An 18,654-nucleotide genomic window follows, 5' to 3' on the forward strand; every position below is an offset into this window, starting at 1 on the left:
ATAGCGCCACTATAATGGTGGTTCTCCAAATATGATTGCATGCCATCGGACGCGTTCGGGCTCGGGGCAAGGGGGCTCGCGCGCGCATGTTCCTCAAGTCGCTCAGCACGTAATTTCTCCGGGGCATAATGTTTTTTTGTGCAGACCTACAGCTGTGTGCTGCCTAGGTCCCCGCTCCTGCCATAACCGCTGTTGACGGTCTTTTCAGCTGGCAAACCACGGGCCGGATTGTGCGGTGCAGCGGGGCGCTGGCATGGCAAATTTGTGGCGTTCTAGTGAAAACTGGATCTCGACCCGACGACAGTGGGGTGCGGGAAGATCAACATCGCGTGAGAAAAAAATGGCCGTCCGCAAGAGGTTCCTGCGGACGGCCAAATTGTAATGGCTCAGAAAGTGAGCGGGATGGACTTACATCATGTCCATTCCACCCATGCCGCCCATTCCACCCATGCCGCCGCCGCCATGGCTGTGGCCAGCGTCCTTCTTCGGAGCTTCAGCAACAGCAGCTTCGGTGGTGATCAGCAGGCTGGCGATCGAAGCGGCGTCCTGAAGTGCGGTGCGCACAACCTTAGCCGGGTCGATGATGCCCTTTTCGAGCATGTCGCCGTACTCGTCGTTCTGGGCGTCATAGCCGAACGACTGACCGCGAGTTTCGAGCACCTTGCCGACGACGATGGAGCCTTCAACACCAGCGTTGTCTGCGATCTGGCGGATCGGAGCCTGCAGTGCGCGGCGAACGATCTGGATGCCAGCTTCCTGGTCCTCGTTGTCACCTTCGACGTCGATGGCTGCGGATGCCTTGAGCAGCATGACGCCGCCGCCAGGAACAACGCCCTCTTCAACGGCTGCGCGGGTCGCGTTCAGTGCGTCGTCAACGCGGTCCTTGCGCTCCTTAACTTCGATTTCGGTCGCTCCGCCGACGCGGATGACAGCAACGCCACCAGCCAGCTTTGCGAGACGCTCTTGGAGCTTTTCACGGTCGTAGTCGGACGTCGTTTCCTCGATCTGTGCTTTGATCTGCGAAACGCGGGCTTCGATGTCCTTCTTCTTGCCTGCGCCGTCAACGATCGTGGTGTCATCCTTCGTGATGGTCACGCGCTTAGCACGGCCCAGCATGTCGATGGAGACGTTCTCGAGCTTGATGCCGAGGTCTTCGGAAATCGTCTGACCGTTCGTGAGGGTCGCGATGTCCTCAAGCATGGCCTTGCGGCGATCGCCGAAGCCGGGAGCCTTGACGGCAGCAACCTTGAGGCCGCCACGCAGCTTGTTGACGACGAGGGTCGCCAAGGCTTCGCCTTCGATGTCCTCAGCAATGATGAGGAGAGGCTTGCCTGTCTGCACAACCGTTTCGAGAACGGGGAGCAGAGGCTGGAGACCGGAAAGCTTCTTCTCGTGAATGAGGATATAAGGATCGTCCAGTTCGGCGATCATCTTCTCGGCGTTCGTAATGAAGTACGGCGAGAGGTAACCGCGGTCGAACTGCATGCCTTCGACGACGTCGAGTTCGGTTTCGAGCGACTTGGCTTCTTCAACCGTGATGACGCCTTCGTTGCCGACTTTCTGCATTGCTTCAGCGATCATCTCGCCGATTTCGATTTCACCGTTTGCGGAAATGGTGCCGACCTGGGTGATTTCGTTCGAGTCTTTGACCTTCTTTGCCTTTTTGCCGATGATTTCGACAACCTGGACAACGGCCTTATCGATGCCGCGCTTCAGGTCCATCGGGTTCATACCAGCGGCAACCGACTTCAGGCCTTCACGAACGATAGCCTGTGCGAGAACGGTGGCGGTGGTGGTGCCGTCGCCAGCGATGTCGTTCGTTTTGGAAGCGACTTCGCGCAGCATCTGTGCGCCCATGTTCTCGAACTTATCTTCGAGTTCGATTTCCTTAGCAACGGTGACGCCGTCCTTCGTAGTGCGCGGTGCACCGAAAGACTTTTCAATGACGACGTTGCGACCCTTGGGGCCGAGCGTGACCTTCACCGCGTTGGCGAGGATGTCGACGCCGCGCAGCATGCGCTCGCGGGCATCTGCCGAAAAGCGTACGTCCTTAGCAGCCATGTTTGCTGTCTCCTGGAGAGTTTGGTCCGGAACAGGCCGGAGGAATTGAATTCAAAATTTGAGGAGGGACCGGGCGCTTACTTCTCGATAACGCCCATGATGTCGCTTTCCTTCATGATCAACAGCTCAACGCCGTCGACCTTAACTTCGGTGCCCGACCATTTGCCGAACAGCACGCGGTCACCCTTCTTGACGTCGAGGGCGATGAGTTCGTTGTCATCACCGCGGGTGCCTGGGCCGACCGCGACGACTTCGCCTTCTTGAGGCTTTTCCGCGGCGGTGTCAGGGATGATGATGCCACCTGCAGTCTTGGTCTCGCTGTCGACGCGCTTTACGACGACACGATCGTGAAGAGGACGGAATTTCATATTGCGGAGGCTCCGTTTGCTTTGAAGCGGAACTCTTCAATGAGAGTTCAAAAAACGAAAAATGCGGCACGGCCTACGCCGTCCGGTCAACCCATCTGGGTGACGCTGTTAGCACTCACTTGCTTTGAGTGCCAGCAGGCGTGCCGTGAATAAGGGAGGCTGGGGAATATTGTCAAGAGCTTTGGCCGCAAGATTGCAGCTTTAATGGCCGTCTACCTGACGATTATGCCGATTTGAGGCCTAAGCTCGTAGAGGACAAGTTCGGTAAGGATGAAAGCTTAATTTTTTCCAACCTGGGAACGGTCGCGCCGCCGCCGGGCATTTGCTGTTCACGATTATTCTATTGTTCGGTATCATTGAACTAAAGAACCAGCTTCCTACGTCCCTCGGTGGCGAGACGTTCGTGGGCCATCCCGCGAGTCATCTTGCCGGAACAGTTTTTAGAACCAGCCGGGGATGAACACGATGGCTTCAGATGTCCTTTTCACGCCGACCCAACTCGGCGCATTGAAACTCAAGAATAGATTTGTCATGGCGCCCCTGACGCGCTCTCGTGCCAATGAGATGGGTGTGCCGGCAGATTTTGCGACCGAATATTATGCTCAGCGCGCGGGCGCAGGCCTCATCATTACGGAAGCGACCCAGGCCTCATTTCAGGGGATGGGCTATCCCCGGACGCCGGGACTACATACCAAGGCCCAGATGGTGCGCTGGAAAGAGATCGTCGATGCGGTGCATGGCGCAGGATCGAAGATTGTCAGTCAGATCTGGCATGTCGGTCGTGTCGCAGCTGCTGCTAATCGCGGCGTGAAAGCCGACGTGGTGGCGCCGAGCGTGGTGCCTGCTCCGGGGCAAATTTACACCGACGCCAGCGGCTTCGTCGCGCACGACGTGCCAAGGGCGCTCGCGACGGATGAGATTGGTGCAACCGCCAAGGAGTTTGCGACGGCGGCGCGTCATGCCATCGACCTCGGTTTTGACGGTGTCGAGGTGCACAGTGCCAATGGCTACCTGCTGCATCAGTTTCTCTCCACCAATGTCAACAAGCGTGCGGATCGTTACGGCGGTTCTATTGAAAACCGTATTCGGATGCCGCTTGAGGTTATCGACGCTGTGATCGCCGAGGTTGGATCCAACCGTGTCGGGGTGAGGGTCAGTCCGGGCCACCAATTCAATGGCATCGAAGAAGACGAGATGGTGCCCCTTTATGAAAAGTACATCGCCGAACTTGATAAGCGTGACCTTGCTTATCTGCATGTGATGCGGCCGACTGCGAACACGGTCGAGGAAGATGTGGTGGCGCTGGCGCGCGGATGTTTCAGCGGTCCGATGATCGTGGCTGGAGGATACGATGCGGACAGCGCTACGGCTGTGATCGCGGAAGGGACGGCGGCTGCCGTTGCGTTCGGGAAGAGCTTTATTGCCAACCCCGACTTGCCGGAGCGTGTGCGCCGTCGCGCGGCTCTCAACGCGCCGGATGAAGCGACGTTCTACACGCCTGGCCGCGCCGGATATACGGACTATCCTGTGCTCGCCGCAGAGGAAACTCGGGCCTGAAGACTCATCTCTCATGGCGCGTGACCCTAGGGCTTTCCGCTTGTTTGTCGAAACGCGGAAAGCCCGTCTCATTACCTCCGCTTGACGCAGAACGGCCATCATCGAGCCCCACTCTTTTCGCGTATACTGCGTAATTTCCTTCCATCGTCGCTTGATCGACAACGTCTGGATGGGAGATCTGCCATGTTGCCTGCCGCAGCGTCCTATGACCTCGTTATCGTCGGGGCCAGCTTCGCAGGTCTCGTCGCAGCGCGAACGGCAGCGATGCGCGGCCTCAAGGTGGCGGTGCTTGATGCCAAGCACGGCGCGGGCCATCGCGTGGCGACGACCGGCATCCTTGTCAAAGAAGCTGTCGAGGAAATCGACATCCCGCATGCGCTGACCCGTCGCGTCTATGGCGTCCGGCTCTACGCCCCCAATCTCAAGCACGTGGATCTTTTCGCGCCGGGATACTTCTTTCTGACGACCGACACGGCGAACCTCCTGAGGTGGCTGGCCGACGAGGCGCAACGGGCGGGAGCGCATCTGCTCTGGAAGACACGTTTTGAGGGCGCGGCTCGCGAAGGCGACGTCTTCCGGCTGAGTAACCTCAACATCTGCGCCCGTTATATTCTGGGGGCTGATGGATCGCGCTCGGCCGTTGCTCGGCACTTCGGGCTGGGGCGCAACAGCCGCTTTCTCACCGGTGTCGAGTATGAGTACGAGGGGCTCTGCGATATCGACCCGCGCTTCCTGCACTGCTTTCTCAACTCGGAGATCGCTCCCGGCTATCTGGCTTGGGTCGCGTCCGCGCCTACCGTCGTCCAGGCGGGTCTCGCTGTCGGACCGGGGCGGCGTCCCGACGTAGGAAAGTTCCTGAACTATACGGACCGCATTTTTCAATTCGGCAAGGCGCGTCTGGTGGGGCGTCGTGCCGGGCGCATCCCGTGCGGTGGATTGGTGCGGCCGTGGGCGGGGAACGGTGTCATGCTTGTGGGTGATGCTGCCGGGATGGTGTCACCAGCGACGGGTGGCGGCATTCGCCTTGCCTTTCACTTCGGGCGGCGCGCCGGTCAGGCGATTGCCGACCATCTCCTGCACATGGGGCCCGCGCCCGACGTTGCGCTCGCGCCGGAGCTGCCCGGCTTTCTGCTCAAGCGCGCGATGCGTTTCGGCCTCGATCAGCAGGTGCCCAACGCCCTGATCTCGGCGGCGCTCGGCACATCGGCCATGCGGACCTTCGCTCAGCAGGTTTTCTTCCATAAACGCGGCGCCAAAGGCGTCACCTTCTCCGAGTTTGAGGAACGCTTGGTGCGGCTGTCTACGTCCATTGCTTCAGGCGCAGAGGCTGCAGTTTCGCAGGGGAAATAAGTACCTGGGACGTTTACGGGTTTCCATTAAACCCCTCGAGCGTCCAGTCATAAACGGCGGTACCAGTGCGAATTGACCCGATTCTTGGGGCGCTGATGTCAAGTATGACAACGATGACTGCTGTCCAAACAGCTATCAGAATGCCGACAAGAAGGTGGGTCTTTTGCCCCTTTAAACCGAGCTGATAACCAAGCGCGCTCACCGAGATTAGCGCGAGCCCGATCAGCAGCCAGAACATTTGCGGTGGGTACTTTGCTTCGTGAGCGAAGCGTTGGGCGGTGCTCATGTCAAAAGTGTCATTGAGGGCTTGCATCAGTGCGGCAACGATTGGGTCGGTGCGCTCGCGCGAGATAGCGGCCATATCTTCCCAGATCTCAGCCTGCAGGTTCGATGTGCGTTTGTTACTTTCTTCAAGTTCGGCCGACTGCCGATGGGCTTGCTGAAAGCGCTTGCGCTCACGCGTGTATTCCTCGAGCCGTTTGGCGATCTCGTGTCCGCGCGGGTGATCAATTGCTTGGGCTCGCAGCCAAGCCGTACCTATTGCGTTGGCCTCCTCCAGCGTTGCGTGCCGCCGTTCCGCAAAACGCGTATTCGCATAAGACAGAGTGAGCGCCAGAACGAACGCAAGTAGGCCCAGTATGCCACCGACGATGAACCCGACGCCTTCAGCATCTCCACTAGAGTTCGCACGTTGACGCTGACCGAGCCGATATCCAGTGACGTAGGCAATAACTTCAACGACAAACAATAAGAGCGCAAAGACTAGCAGACTCCAATCCGCCAACTGCGCAATTAATTCCACGGCCGCCCTCTACTGTTCTGCATTTCGCAAAAGCATCAAACGAGCAACGTTGTATGATAACACGAGCGGTACGTTCATTCCGAGTGCAAACTTCGAACGTTTCCCCGAGGCGCGTGGTTTTGACGAGTGGCAGGAAAACCGCTCATGGGCGATCCCGCATGCGATGGGCATTGTGGAAACCTTCGTCAAATCCTTCGAGGGTTATCCTGCGCGTGAGGCGAGTTTTGACGCGAGTACCTCTGGTATCGTCGAGAAAATGATGGCGCCAAGTTCGCGATAGTGGCGAGGTTCGACAAGCTGCGCCAGTTGCTGATGAGGGCGCGGTCGCGAGGGAGGGAGTCCGCGATGAATTCTTCGCCATGGCGCGCCATGTTCGCTTCGGGACGTACAACCCGGCACTCTACCGGCTCATCACCCTCCTGACGATCGACGGGCTACTTTTGCCCGAAAGAGTCAGACCCAACGTCCTGTACAATGCGCTTGTCACACTGTTCGGTAATGGGGTGGGGGAAGTAGAGAAAGCTTAGTTCGAGTGTCGCGAAATGGACCCCTGATGGGTGCGAGGCAAAATGAGTTAGGTGATTAGTTTATACTTAGCGGCTTCGCGACGGCTCACCGTTTTGACCTCATTTCGCCCCATCTCGAAGGCGTTGTTGTAGGAACGGCCGTGTGCGAGCGCCTGATAAAACGCATAGGTGAACTTGGGTGCCGTTGCGTCATCGATAGAGTCGATCGAGCCAATCACGACTTTCACGTGTTTCGCGCAAGCCTGCGCGACCTGCTCAGTGAAACATGCGTGAAGTACGACGCACTCCAAATTTCCATATGTGTGAAGAATATCAGCAAGCACGTCGCCATTAAGTTCGGTTGTGCTCCCGTTGTGATCCTCAAAGAGCAGCACACCGGTATCACCGTGGCCGCTAAAGTGCAGTATTTTCGGTTCGTGATTCAAAAGTTCTTTTTGGATTTGGTCGAGCCGCACGGCGAAGCGTTGGACAACTTTCAAGTGTCGTCGCGGGGCTTTGACCATCTCAAGGCGCTCTTCAAGAAGTGCCGCCTCTTTGTCAGCCCTAATGCGCCCCTGATCGTCAGGTGTTGCGTTGAGAACGAGGACGTTCACTGAGTTCTGCAATTTTACCGCCTCTAACACTCTCTTTAGTTGGGCGTCTTCTTCTACGCCGAAAAGTCCCGACGAAAACGGGGACTTCCGTGATACGATCTCACCATATAGCGGCAGGCCTTCGGCTCCCAGCAGCACACGTTCCCGGAATGCATCATCTTTCTCGGTCAGTTCGAGTGCTTTGTCCCGATAACTTGGGGATTCCTCTGAGTATCGTGCGAAATGCTCTGCGAGTACGAGCTGGACACGCCGACTTTCTTCCGTGTCAAACCACGCGAGAGTTACGTCCTGAAGGCCATCATAGAATGTGAATGCCAATCCCTTTGAGAGCCCCTCGCGGGCATCTGCTGACCCTAAATTGCTGCCCTGAATGATTAGTGACTGACGCTTCGACAGATCGGGAATAGAGGCCGCGCCAAGTTGTAGCATCTTGGACTGGACATTAGCCGGTTCCGAGTCAAGTCGATGAAACGGTATGCCCAGATGATCCAGCCCTAGTAGGTTGTTCTCAATTACTGCCCAGACGCTATATTGTCGGACGATTCTATCATCGTGCTGGCCGAGTTCTCTGACGATTTCGCCGTTCTCGTGTCTAGGGTGCAATAAATTTTGTATGTCCTTGTTGAGCCCTACCACGATCAATGCAAGCTTGAGAACTTCTGCATCTGCTTTCGATAAATCGATGGCTAGCCCTCCAAGCTCGAGCATCGAAGGAGGTACAGTTTGCATTGCGGCAAGCATCTGGGTTTGAGGCTCGACATTCTTCAACGCGTTCAATCCAGGAATCTGCCCTCGGTACAATGACGCCAATGCAGAGACTGCTGCCGCTACAATCTCTGGATTTTCTTCGTGTTGTTTCAGCGCAAATTCTACGCTCTGCAACGTATTAATTTTTCTCCCGAATTGCGCGATGGAATTAAGGCACCAGCGAACGACTTTCTCGTCGCGACTGTTGACGGTAAGTCCTGCGATCAACATCTCAAATGAAATGCGTGTTTCGGGAGAAAATTGAGCACCGCCTCTATACAGCCGGCAAACATCTTGCAGCGCGGCCTTTTGACGTCTTGGATCGCCGCTCTGAAGCTCAAATTTAAAAAAGACGGTTTGTTGGTTTGTTATTGTTTTTCTTGCCAAATCCCCTCCGTTCCTTTGAGGGGCCCCAGCCCGCTAGTATCATTGCGCTCCATGGCTCAAAGTCTTTTAGGTCGTTGTGTAGGACGGATGTGCATAACCAGCGTGGTTCGTTGAGCGACAGTCTTCGTGTGGTTGGCTCAAACCAATCAGGGCAATTCCACGTGGTTACTATTACTAGGTCAATATCCGAACATCCATTCTCAACAACCATGACGCAGTCAATCTCAGGGCGTGTCGCGCTTTCGCCATAGAATGTGGAAAGCGAAAGATCAAGATCCTGAACAAGGACTGAAATTGAACAGTCCTCTGCACCAAGTGCATCGTGAGAAAATAGTGAGGTGTCGTCGACTGCAAGCGCTCCTTGGAATCCAACAGACCGCCTATTGGCGAAAGCATCTCGGTCGTCTCGGTAGCGTCCTATTCGGTACGCTAGAACGCAGTCATTACGGAAGACCATGGAAAATGTCCAAGTCGCGCAATAGTCGTGCCCAGCCATGTCATCCGGGTGCAAATAAGCTAGTGCTCCCTCGGCATCCGCAGCTCTGAAGAATTCATGGAAATCGGATTCACGCTTGCACCAGCGCTTCAAAAAAGATCTTTTTACTCCCAGCGTATTATCGCGCTTGAGGTCACGTGTGCGCCTCCGAGCTGGAAATTTGGTCTTCCATTCTTCTGGAATTGTTGGATCGTCAAGGAACTCAACCAAAAAGAATTGCCCTGGCTCGGTTCTGTAGAATGCTGATGTCTCGCGGTGATGAAGAATGTCCTCACTTAGCCGCGCTTGAAGCGTTTTTTGTTGAGTTTTTCCGTAAAGGTGGGGCGGCACAACACCTGCCTTATATGCAACATCTAGTATCGCACGCGCGCTCATTGGCCGGCGAGTTGACCTCAAGACAGCTTGAGCAACCTGCAAATACGAATCCAAGGTGCGCTCCGTCCCTAATATTCTGAGTCCTCGCAGAAGGTTACACGGCCAGGTTGGTCGTGGGAAGTTCCGACCCGAGAACGGGCTCTACCTGCGTCCGGGGATGGCCGATGTTGTGCATCTATCCTGCGCGGATCAGTTAGTGTCTAACAAAATACGACAAGTCTCATTTTCCACATGCAATTTGCAGCTGAGCCATCAAGGAAGCGTTGCAGAGGCTTAGTTGCGCCGGACCGCGAAGAAGATGTCACAACTGCGCACCCTTCAAGCTTTAGTCCGGCTCGCTCGGAATCGAGCGCTGTATGCAACGGCGATGTCAGCTTGAGGGATTTTTCGGAAGTGGTCGATGCCCAGTTGCTGTCGTAATCCGCGTCGATTCAAAAGATATGATCGGAACGGAGAGTACAATTTAACAAGGCGCACCTAGGAGTAGCAACGCATGGCGAAACATCGGATCTATGCAATGAGCTTCGCGAGCGTTTATCCGCATTACGTTGCCAAAGCTGAGAAAAAGGGGCGCACAAAAGCGGAGGTCGATCAGATCATCTCCTGGCTGACGGGCTATGGCCAGAAGGAGCTTCAAGCTCAACTGAAGAAGCAGACGGACTTTGAAACCTTCTTTGCCGAGGCCCCCGAAATCAATCCGTCGCGCGCCCTGATCAAAGGCGTGGTTTGCGGTGTCCGCGTGGAGGATATCGAAGAGCCGACCATGCGCGAAATCCGCTACCTGGACAAACTCATCGATGAGCTGGCGCGGGGCAAAGCGATGGACAAAATTTTGCGGAAGGAATGATCCCGCGTTTCACTGGTCGGCGGTGAACGCATCCAGAAGGCGCTGGAAGTCTTCTGGCGGTGGAAAACCTTCGTAGCTATAACGCGCGGGTGTTTCCACCCATGGCAGCTTCTCGGCTGTCATCGTCTCAATGAAGGGGCGGCTCCAGTTCGAATCATCGAACATCGTGGGGCGGACGTTGACGATTTCGGCCATGCCGACAATGCGTGTAAACATCCATGTCTTGCAGTCGGGACAGAAGTAGTGATCGAGTTGCGGGCCCTTGATGCCACCCTTCTCCGGTTCACCGGCTGTCACGCGGAAAGCTTGCGCCGGGACCATCGCTGTCAGGGAATAGGCGCTGGCGCTCATTCGCTGGCAGCCCCGGCAGTGGCACGCCGACGTCATGATGGGAGCTGCCGCGATCTCAATGTGGACGTTGCCGCAGCGGCACTTACCGGCAAGTGGAAATTGGGTGGTGTTCATCGATTTGGCGTCGTCCTTTCGTCCGTTAGCCAAAACGGGGGCCTTCTCGGAGATGGGTCGGGAACAGCGAGGCCGTTACCGGCCCCCTGTCGTGATCTGCGTCGCTTCAAAGATGTGGCCTGAAAGGCGGTTGCCTTTGCGGGAAGCGAGATACAAGGCGAGCGCGGCAACGTCCGGCTCTCCCATGTCCGACCATTCGTCGTCGTCATATTGGAAGGGGTCGACGGCCTTCGGCACGACTGAATTAATCCGGATCGCGTTGTCAGCCCACTTCGTTGCTTCCTGCCGCGTATAAGCTGCGATGGCGGTGCGCAGCATGCCGAGCAGCATGGTCATGCCCGGGTCGGTTGTTTGGGGCATCGCGATGACGTTGAGGATCGAGCCCTCGGTCAGGGTCAGGCGCATCCGGTTCGCTAGCACATGGCTCATGCGCGTCATGGCGGAAATCTTAGCTGCGATCGCATTCTCGATGTCCTCGAGATCAGTGCAATCGGCGAAGTCCTCACGGCTGACGGAGATGAGGTTGATCACGGTATCGAGGCCGCCAAAGGCTTTCTGCGCGGGGCCCTGGGTGAACACAACGGCGCCCTTCGCGTCCGCCGCGTCCGGGTCCGTAAACAGCCGAAGGTCCGCCGCCGATTGGTTCAGCAGCGTTGCGATCTCATCAATTTCAGGAGTTTCTTCAGCCGCACGTACGACGAGGCGGGCACTATGGTCGGCGAACGCACGCGCAATGTCGATACCGCACGAGCCACTCAATCCCGTAATCAGGACACGTGCCCCCTGCAACTCAGGATAGACGGCGTCCAGATGCAACTCGTCAACAACACTCATCAACATAGGGCTGTTCTCCTCCGTGATACGCCAGGACTTTTAAGAGTGCGCCCAGGCGTGACCATAGCACGCCGATTCGGCTAACGAGATCTAAATGAGGGGACGATTCTGGGCGGGCCTTGGCCACGGCGTGGCACGAATTGGGCAGAGGCCTGAGAATTGTCCGGCTGTATTTGCCTCGGCGGTTCAGAGAAGCCGGTAGGGCCCGCAAACACTGGCGTTACGTGAGGCTGACGGGGCGTGTGTCGTTGGATCATGACGACGAATTAACGGTGGATGGGTATTCCGCTAAGATCGCATATCCCACTTATCGTCATACTGCTAATTTCGATCCAAGATATTGAAGTGGGTGGATTTGGCGGCTCATGCCGTCCGCTTTCGTAACTCTCATGGATGATACGTGTGGCAGAGCACCTGAAGAATGAGCCGAGCGATCTTGCGGCCTATTGGATGCCGTTCACGGCAAATCGTGCATTTCAGCGCCGTCCGCGCATGGTCGTCAGTGCCAAAGGCATGCACTACACGACGAGCGACGGCCGTCAGGTCATCGATGCGACCTCGGGGCTTTATTGCGTCAACGCCGGGCATGGCCGCGAAGAGATCGCGGCGGCGATCAAGGAGGCGGCTTACCGCCTCGATTATGCTCCAGCTTTTCAGTTCGGGCATCCGCAGGCGTTTGAGCTGGCCAATCGGCTGACAGCGCTCGCGCCGGCGGGGCTGGATCACGTCTTCTTTTCAAATTCAGGCAGTGAGGCCGTGGATACCGCGATGAAAATCGCGCTCGCGTATCACCGGCAACGCGGAGAAGGCCAACGCACCCGTTTTATCGGGCGGGAGCGCGGGTACCACGGTGTCGGGTTCGGCGGCTTGTCGGTGGGTGGTGTGCCCGCAAACCGGCGGGATTTTGGGACGCTGCTCCCAGGTATCGATCATCTCCGGTGTACGTATGACCGGGAGCATCAGTCGTTTTCTATAGGTGAGCCGGAGTGGGGCCGTGAACTTGCCGATGAGCTTGAGCAACTCGTTGCGCTGCATGGCGCCAGCAATATCGCGGCGGTTGTTGTCGAGCCGATCGCGGGGTCGACGGGGTGCCTGCCGCCGCCCAAGGGGTATCTGGAGCGGCTGCGCGAGATTACCAAGCGTCACGGCATTCTTCTGATTTTCGATGAGGTGATCACGGCGTTTGGCCGCACGGGATATGGGTTTGCTTCGGAGCGGTATGGGCTTACGCCAGACATCATTGCCTTTGCGAAGGGCGTGACGAACGGTGCCGTTCCGTTTGCAGGCACGCTTGTGAGCGGGGATATCCATGCAGCCCTGATGACCGGACCGGAACACGCGCCTGAGTTCTTCCACGGATATACGTATTCCGGTCATCCTCTCGCGACTGCAGCGGCGATGGCGACGCTCGATATCTATCGCGATGAGGCGTTGTTCGAACGTGCCAGCACATTGGAAGAGGTGTTTGCGGACGTGATGATGGAAATGCAATCCATGCCCATCGTTCTCGATATCCGCCCGATCGGATTGATGTGCGGCATCGATATTGAGCCATCAGCGCGTGGTCCGGGCGTGCGCGGTTATGAATTACTGCAACGGGCTTTCCATGATCACGATCTTTATGTGCGCGTAATCAACGACACGATGATCGTAGCACCGTCGCTTATTGCGACAATCGACGAGCTGACGGACATTCGCGACCGGGCGCTTGGGGCTTTGAAATCTCTCTCCTGAGGTCAAGAGTAGAGCTTGGATTGCTAAATGCTCGGAAAGTGGTCTGTAGGCCGCATGAGTGTTGCACTTCCGCCAATCGGCGCTGTCACGTAGCGCAAAGGTCGCCGCTAGTTAAAGAAATCTGGTGACAGGGCTGATTAGGAGCGTTGCCATTTTTCACAGGTCTTCCGATGCTTCTAAGCAAGCGAATCGGAATTACGCGGTCGATGAGGCCTCAGGTTATGGAAGTGACACAGCAAGGAAGAAGGACCAGGCCGGCCGGCAAAGGGCGGTTTGCGGAAGCCCTTGTTCTCGTGTCTATGGCGCTGTTTACGTTTGCGTTGGGCACTGCAGCGCATCTGCACGGCGGTCTGGATGTGTGGACGTCACTTACGATGTCCGTGGTGATTCTCATTTGTTTGATGGCGCTGCACGCGATCGTGCGCGGGCGCAGGGCCGTCTATGCGATGAAGTCGCAGATTTCCCAACTGGAAGATCAGATTGAGCAGTTGGGCGCCAACTCAGTGGATGGTTCTCGCAACGCCAACCCCAGATTTTCGGCGAAACCTGTTGGTTCTCCACCCCGGCTTCGGCGCCGGGGTGATGGCGCGCCCGTGGATCGTCCGGAATTTGGCACAGCTGACTTTGCATTGCCGGAGTTTGCATCACGGCCAGAGCCACGCCGGGATAGTCCAGGTCATGGGGTGCGTGGTCATCAGCCCGTTGTGCCGCCCCCCTTATCGGCAGATTTGGCCAAGCCGCCTCCCATGCGCAATTCTCCTTCTCTCTCCTCTGATGATGGAAAATCGCGCGCGGCCGGGTCGTCTGACTTGGCTGCGTCGACGCCAGCAGTCCGTGCGCGGGAAGGCGACGTAGAAATGCTGCAGGCGATGATCAAGAAGCTTGCGGACGAGGTAAATGCTGCAGAAGCCGCGAACGGTGGTTTTGGACGCTGGCGTTCGGAAGGAGCCGTGAACCAGTCCGTCGATGCCTTGAAATCGGCAGCAAACTCGATGCGATCTACGGATCAACCTGTGCGTGGCGGAGCCCCTGCGGGCCGTGAGGTGCGTATTCAGTCGATTAAAGATGCTTTGGTGGCCGGCCGGGTTGATGTTCTGCTGGAGCCGATTCTCACCCTCAAGGACCGCAAGCCGCGTCATTTCGAAGTGTCCCTGAGGCTGCGCGATGAGCGCGGTGACGTGCTGGACGTCTATGACGACCGTGACGGTTACGCGGGCCGCGCCATTCTGCCGATTATTGATCGGGTCAATATTGAGCGGACGTCTCAGGTGGCCTTGCAACTTGAGTGCCGTGGACGGCAAGGATCGCTCTTTTCGAAGATCAGCGGCGAGTCCCTCAACGCGGACAAATTCCTGGACGGCGTCGAGAATGCTTACCGTGCCCGTGAGAACTTTTCCGGTCAGCTGGTTATGACCTTCTCGCAGGCCGATGTTCGTGCCTTCGGAGAACGGGAACGCGCGACGTTGGCTGATCTGGCCAGTCTCGGGTTCCGCTACGCGATTGGGTCTGTCACGGACCTCGATATGGATTTCGCGGAGCTCAAAGCTATCGGGTTCGACTTTGCCAAGCTTGATGCAAGTGTATTTCTCGATGGCTTGATGGCTGGCGAGACGCTTATTCCGGCTCGGGATATTTGCCGCCATTTGGCTGACATCGGGCTTACGCTCGTAGTTGGCCGGATTGACGACGAGCAGGTTGCCGCCCGCATCTTCGGCTTCGGCGTTCTGTTTGGCCAAGGCCATATGTTTGGCGGGCCGCGACCGGTGAAGCGCGGCGCGCTCGAATCCGGGAAGAACGGTCACGTCGCGGCTTGATCTTTATTGCAGTTCCAGGCTAGTGCGGTGGCGGCTTTTGTCGTCGCCGCACTCTGCGCGACGTGTCTTCTCCAAGTATCTCCGGTAACAGCTCTATGATAGCCTCGCCTCATGCGTCGATCTCTCTAATCAGATCGATCGAGCCCCTTGCTGCTGAAACGGACGCATGGCTCGTCGACATCTGGGGTGTCATGCACAACGGCGTTACGCCCTATGCGGAGGCCGTCACTGCGTGTCAGAATTTCCGACACCAAGGCGGGCTGGTACTGTTGTTGTCGAATTCCCCACGGACGATGGAGGGGGTTCAGGCGCAGCTCGATCAGATTGGTGTTCCACGCAATGCCTACGACGCGATCGTTACGTCGGGCGACGCGACACGACACTTGATCGAAGCGTTCGGTTCAAAAGGGATCTTCCATCTTGGACCCGAACGGGACCTTGGCCTCTACGGCGGGCTCAATGTTCAATTGGTTGACGCGGAAAGCGCTGAGGCCGTCGTTTGCTCCGGCTTGTTCGACGATACGAGTGAAACTCCGACTGACTATGCGGAGCTGCTTTCTGGTCTTGCGCAGCGTACGCTTCCGATGGTGTGCGCTAATCCCGATGTCAGGGTCGAAAGGGGTGGGCGTATCATCTATTGCGCAGGCGCGTTGGCGAACGCCTATGAGGAACTCGGCGGAGACGTGTCCTATGCCGGAAAGCCATTTGCGCCGATCTACAGTATGGCTGAGGAACGGCTTGCTGCGCTCAAGGGTCATCCGATCGCGCGGGACCGTTTGCTTGCTATCGGCGATGGCGTGAAAACGGATATCGCCGGTGCCGTCGCAGCAGACATCGCAGCGGTCTACGTTGCCAGTGCCGTGCATATGGAAAGGGGAGCGGTTTTGGATGCCGCCCAGCTCGAAACGTTATTTCCCGATCCTGCTGCCCGACCTATTGCAGCTATGACTGAGTTGCGCTGGTAGGCCCCCGTTGGGAGGGGCCACGTTTGCGACCCTCCACCTAGCTTATAGCGCCCGCTACACCGTCAGGACGACTTTGCCGATGTGTTCGCCTTGGTCGAGGCGCGCATGGGCTTTGCTTGCTTCGTTGAGAGGGAAGGTCGAGTCCATGACGACCTTGATGCTTCCGTCAGCCAATAACGGGAGCACGTTTTGTTCGAGGGAACGAGCAATGCGGCTTTTGACGTCAGTTGGGCGTATCCGAAGTGTGGAGCCGGTAATCGTCAGACGCTTCAGCATGACCCGCATGAAATCAACTTCGGCCTTTGATCCCTTCTGATAGGCAATATTGACGAGGCGTCCATCGTCTCCAAGTGAGGCGATGTTTTTGGCGATGTAGTCACCGCCGACCATGTCCAAGATGACATCGACGCCGCGTTTGTCCGTGACAGTTTTCACGACACTGACGAAGTCGTCCATTTTGTAATTCACCGCGGCATCCGCGCCGAGCTCGCGGCAGACTTGGCATTTGCTATCCGATCCCGCTGTGGCGATGACCTTCGCACCAAAGGCTTTGGCGAGTTGGATGGCCGTGACACCGATACCGGATGTGCCACCGTGGATCATGAACCATTCGCCGGCCTTCAGTCCGCCGCGTTCGAAGACATTGTGCCAGACCGTGAAGAAGGTTTCTGGGACGGCGGCGGCTTGGATCATGGGCAGGCCGTCAGGTATTGGCAGGCATGTCGCCTCCTCGGCAAGGCAATACTGCGCGTAACCGCCGCCGTTGAGCAGCGCCATGACTTTGTCGCCGGGCTTGAAGTGATGTGTGTTCGGGCCAAGGGCCACCACCGTACCAGCCGCTTCAAGCCCAAGGGTCTCACTGTGACCCTTGGGGGCAGGATACAAGCCCTGACGTTGTAAGAGATCGGGGCGATTGACGCCTGCCGCCTCAACCTTGATCAGCACCTGCCCTGGGCCTGGTTCCGGTGTCGGCATCGAGTCTAGCTTCAGAACCTCGGGACCACCCTTGTCGCTGCAGTTGATGAAGTTCATGGATTGCGGGATGCCGGTCATGCTGTGGTCCTTCGCGGTTCATTTGGTCTTTTCAATTCTCCTGGCAGGAATGCCCGAGCGCGATGGTTGAGGCAAGCCTTGCGGCATGCCAGCATGATGAGCCAGCAAGTCGCGCGTTATGAAGGAGGCGATGATGGATTGGGATGAAGCACAACGTCGGCCGGTCGAGGCGTTCAAACAAGATCTGACAGCACTTTCGATCGATGAACTTCAGGCGCGGATCACAGCACTGGAAGAAGAAATCGTCAGGGTTCGGACGGAGCTTGAAGTTAAGCGGGCGCACGAACAGGCGGCGAGTGCCATTTTCAAAAGCTAGTCGGAGTATGCTTATCGTGGGGGGTAGGTGAAAATTGAGGATATGGTAAAGCAATCGTTAGCAACGACTGACCTCTCAATTGAGTGATTACAGATAGTATCAATTTCGAACTCAGCGTTAGGCAGTTGTTAGGTATGGGGTGCCTATAGTTTGGCGCATCCAGTGCTTCTGGATTGAGTGGTACTGTCCACTCTGTTTGACGCCTCCCTGTTGACTTTTTGAGCCGCCCTTCGAGCGGCTCATTTTTTTAATCCACTCACATTTTTTGAGCCTGCCGCTATTTTGGCGCGGTTGTTAACTATGGCCTCACTACGTTTAGCGTTATAGTGACGTCATCAATTTGTAACTGGTTGTGTCAGAGTGTGTCATGAGCAACGGCCCTTATGCGTTCGATGCTGCTGAGTCCAGCGGCGTGACGGTCCTCTTTGGAGAGAAGTTTCAGGCTTCCCAACAGTTCGACCAAGTGTTCCGGCAAGGTATGAGGCTCGTAGAAGAAGCCGCTGCTTATCTCGACGGCGCTGGACGCATTGATGCCAAGGCTCTCAAGGGTACGTCCACGGTACTTTACGCGACCGAGAGCATGCGCCTGACGACCCGCTTGCTTGACCTTGCATCATGGCTTCTGATCCGCCGTGCACTGAAGGAAGGTGAGATTTCTCCGGAAGATGCGCGCAAGAAGCGTAGCCGGGTGAAGTTACAAGCTGTTGGTCGCCCTCAGCACACAAAGGGCTATGAGAATTTGCCGGAAGGCCTGCGCAATCTGATCGAAGCGAGCTTTGCTTTGCACGATCGGATTGTCCAGCTGGACCGTGCTATGGCGATGGACACGGCGGAAGCCGAAGCTGAAGAGGATGTGATCCCGGCCAATCCGGTGATTCAGCAGATGTCACGGCTCCGCCAAGCCTTCGGGAACTGATTTCCCAGTCGTACTCGCTATTAAATTAAAAAGCCCGGCAGCTTTTGCTGCCGGGCTTTTTGTTGAGTGGTGTCTTCAGACTTGCGCAGTCTTAGAATAGGCCGTCGAACTTCTTCTTGAAGCGAGACAGGCGGCCGCCACGGTCCGTGAGCTTTTGGTCACCGCCGGTCCAGGCTGGGTGCGTCGACGGGTCGATATCGAGGGCAAGCGTATCGCCTTCAGCACCATAGGTCGAATACGTGACGAACTCGCTGCCATCCGTCATGACGACTTTGATCTGATGGTAATGCGGGTGAAAATCGGGATCTTTGTTCATCGGTCTAGTCCAAATGTTCGCAGGCGCGGCATCCCAAAATGGGAGCTGCAAGGGCCATAGATCGGCATTGCTCAGGAAATTCGTGGGTCTTCATAATCCTTATTGCGGCCGTGCACAAGTCGTCGTTTGTG

At 56.8% G+C, this 18,654-nt stretch carries 19 protein-coding genes; 10 read left to right on the plus strand and 9 right to left on the minus strand.

The genetic code is table 11. The features are described from left to right. Positions 1-408: 408 nt before the first annotated feature. A complete protein-coding gene (gene groL, locus YBN1229_RS00885) occupies positions 409-2,061 on the minus strand; it encodes a chaperonin GroEL (protein ID WP_046475566.1) in 1,653 nt (550 codons plus the stop codon). Positions 2,062-2,138: 77 nt separating this feature from the next. Beyond that, entirely contained in the window at positions 2,139-2,429 is a 291-nt protein-coding gene (locus YBN1229_RS00890; protein WP_046475572.1) for a co-chaperone GroES, read from the minus strand. 465 nt (positions 2,430-2,894) lie between these two features. Between YBN1229_RS00890 and YBN1229_RS00895 the strand changes: the two genes are divergently transcribed. Together YBN1229_RS00895 and YBN1229_RS00900 are read left to right on the plus strand one after the other, a co-directional pair. Continuing rightward, positions 2,895-3,986 (plus strand): alkene reductase, encoded by a 1,092-nt coding sequence (locus tag YBN1229_RS00895; RefSeq protein WP_046479765.1) that lies wholly within the window; start codon positions 2,895-2,897, stop codon positions 3,984-3,986. Between the two features lie 183 nt (positions 3,987-4,169). Further along, positions 4,170-5,336 (plus strand): NAD(P)/FAD-dependent oxidoreductase, encoded by a 1,167-nt coding sequence (locus YBN1229_RS00900; RefSeq protein ID WP_046475575.1) that lies wholly within the window; start codon positions 4,170-4,172, stop codon positions 5,334-5,336. Between the two features lie 13 nt (positions 5,337-5,349). On the opposite strand, the gene YBN1229_RS00905 is transcribed toward YBN1229_RS00900, so the two are convergent. After that, the gene (locus tag YBN1229_RS00905) at positions 5,350-6,138 is read right to left on the minus strand and encodes a DUF4239 domain-containing protein (protein ID WP_046475577.1); all 789 of its coding nucleotides are present in this window, start codon (positions 6,136-6,138) and stop codon (positions 5,350-5,352) included. A gap of 49 nt (positions 6,139-6,187) precedes the next feature. On the opposite strand from YBN1229_RS00905, the gene YBN1229_RS00910 reads away from it, so the two are divergent. Then, the gene (locus tag YBN1229_RS00910) at positions 6,188-6,418 is read left to right on the plus strand and encodes a hypothetical protein (RefSeq protein ID WP_046475579.1); all 231 of its coding nucleotides are present in this window, start codon (positions 6,188-6,190) and stop codon (positions 6,416-6,418) included. Between the two features lie 79 nt (positions 6,419-6,497). Next, positions 6,498-6,665 carry a hypothetical protein gene (locus tag YBN1229_RS18815; protein ID WP_160298673.1) on the plus strand — a complete coding sequence of 56 codons (168 nt, stop codon included), beginning with the start codon at positions 6,498-6,500 and terminating at the stop codon, positions 6,663-6,665. A 47-nt stretch (positions 6,666-6,712) separates the two neighbouring features. Here YBN1229_RS18815 and YBN1229_RS00915 read toward each other — a convergent pair whose 3' ends face one another. Both YBN1229_RS00915 and YBN1229_RS00920 read right to left on the minus strand, forming a co-directional pair. Continuing rightward, positions 6,713-8,392, minus strand: coding sequence for a CHAT domain-containing protein (locus tag YBN1229_RS00915; RefSeq protein ID WP_052743585.1), 1,680 nt, complete (start codon positions 8,390-8,392; stop codon positions 6,713-6,715). After that, a complete protein-coding gene (locus YBN1229_RS00920) occupies positions 8,349-9,317 on the minus strand; it encodes a winged helix-turn-helix domain-containing protein (protein WP_076605266.1) in 969 nt (322 codons plus the stop codon). The genes YBN1229_RS00915 and YBN1229_RS00920 overlap by 44 nt, the downstream gene beginning before the upstream one ends. A 439-nt stretch (positions 9,318-9,756) precedes the next feature. Between YBN1229_RS00920 and YBN1229_RS00925 the strand changes: the two genes are divergently transcribed. Beyond that, a complete protein-coding gene (locus YBN1229_RS00925; protein ID WP_046475583.1) occupies positions 9,757-10,110 on the plus strand; it encodes a DUF2200 domain-containing protein in 354 nt (117 codons plus the stop codon). Positions 10,111-10,119: 9 nt separating this feature from the next. Here the strand turns inward: YBN1229_RS00925 and YBN1229_RS00930 are convergent, their stop codons facing one another. Both YBN1229_RS00930 and YBN1229_RS00935 read right to left on the minus strand, forming a co-directional pair. Continuing rightward, positions 10,120-10,575, minus strand: a complete 456-nt coding sequence (locus YBN1229_RS00930; protein WP_046475586.1) for a GFA family protein — start codon at positions 10,573-10,575, stop codon at positions 10,120-10,122. A 75-nt stretch (positions 10,576-10,650) separates the two neighbouring features. Next, positions 10,651-11,415 carry an SDR family oxidoreductase gene (locus YBN1229_RS00935; RefSeq protein ID WP_046475588.1) on the minus strand — a complete coding sequence of 255 codons (765 nt, stop codon included), beginning with the start codon at positions 11,413-11,415 and terminating at the stop codon, positions 10,651-10,653. Between the two features lie 444 nt (positions 11,416-11,859). Between YBN1229_RS00935 and YBN1229_RS00940 the strand changes: the two genes are divergently transcribed. The 3 genes from YBN1229_RS00940 (at position 11,860) to YBN1229_RS00950 (ending at position 15,922) form a co-directional block, all read left to right on the plus strand. Continuing rightward, positions 11,860-13,143: an aminotransferase class III-fold pyridoxal phosphate-dependent enzyme gene (locus tag YBN1229_RS00940; protein ID WP_432264135.1), complete on the plus strand. Its 1,284-nt coding sequence runs from the start codon at positions 11,860-11,862 to the stop codon at positions 13,141-13,143. Positions 13,144-13,364: 221 nt separating this feature from the next. Continuing rightward, positions 13,365-14,957, plus strand: a complete 1,593-nt coding sequence (locus YBN1229_RS00945) for an EAL domain-containing protein (RefSeq protein WP_046475593.1) — start codon at positions 13,365-13,367, stop codon at positions 14,955-14,957. A gap of 95 nt (positions 14,958-15,052) precedes the next feature. Next, positions 15,053-15,922 (plus strand): TIGR01459 family HAD-type hydrolase, encoded by an 870-nt coding sequence (locus tag YBN1229_RS00950; RefSeq protein WP_052743586.1) that lies wholly within the window; start codon positions 15,053-15,055, stop codon positions 15,920-15,922. Between the two features lie 54 nt (positions 15,923-15,976). Here the strand turns inward: YBN1229_RS00950 and YBN1229_RS00955 are convergent, their stop codons facing one another. Continuing rightward, positions 15,977-16,975 (minus strand): NAD(P)H-quinone oxidoreductase, encoded by a 999-nt coding sequence (locus YBN1229_RS00955; RefSeq protein ID WP_046475596.1) that lies wholly within the window; start codon positions 16,973-16,975, stop codon positions 15,977-15,979. Positions 16,976-17,105: 130 nt separating this feature from the next. Between YBN1229_RS00955 and YBN1229_RS00960 the strand changes: the two genes are divergently transcribed. Further along, positions 17,106-17,291, plus strand: coding sequence for a DUF1192 domain-containing protein (locus YBN1229_RS00960; protein WP_244466784.1), 186 nt, complete (start codon positions 17,106-17,108; stop codon positions 17,289-17,291). Between the two features lie 367 nt (positions 17,292-17,658). Further along, positions 17,659-18,207, plus strand: coding sequence for a DUF1465 family protein (locus YBN1229_RS00965; protein ID WP_046475598.1), 549 nt, complete (start codon positions 17,659-17,661; stop codon positions 18,205-18,207). Positions 18,208-18,298: 91 nt separating this feature from the next. On the opposite strand, the gene rpmE is transcribed toward YBN1229_RS00965, so the two are convergent. After that, positions 18,299-18,523: a 50S ribosomal protein L31 gene (rpmE, locus tag YBN1229_RS00970; protein ID WP_046475600.1), complete on the minus strand. Its 225-nt coding sequence runs from the start codon at positions 18,521-18,523 to the stop codon at positions 18,299-18,301. Positions 18,524-18,654: the final 131 nt, after the last annotated feature.

This window comes from Candidatus Filomicrobium marinum, assembly GCF_000981545.1.
Lineage (GTDB): Bacteria > Pseudomonadota > Alphaproteobacteria > Rhizobiales > Hyphomicrobiaceae > Filomicrobium > Filomicrobium insigne.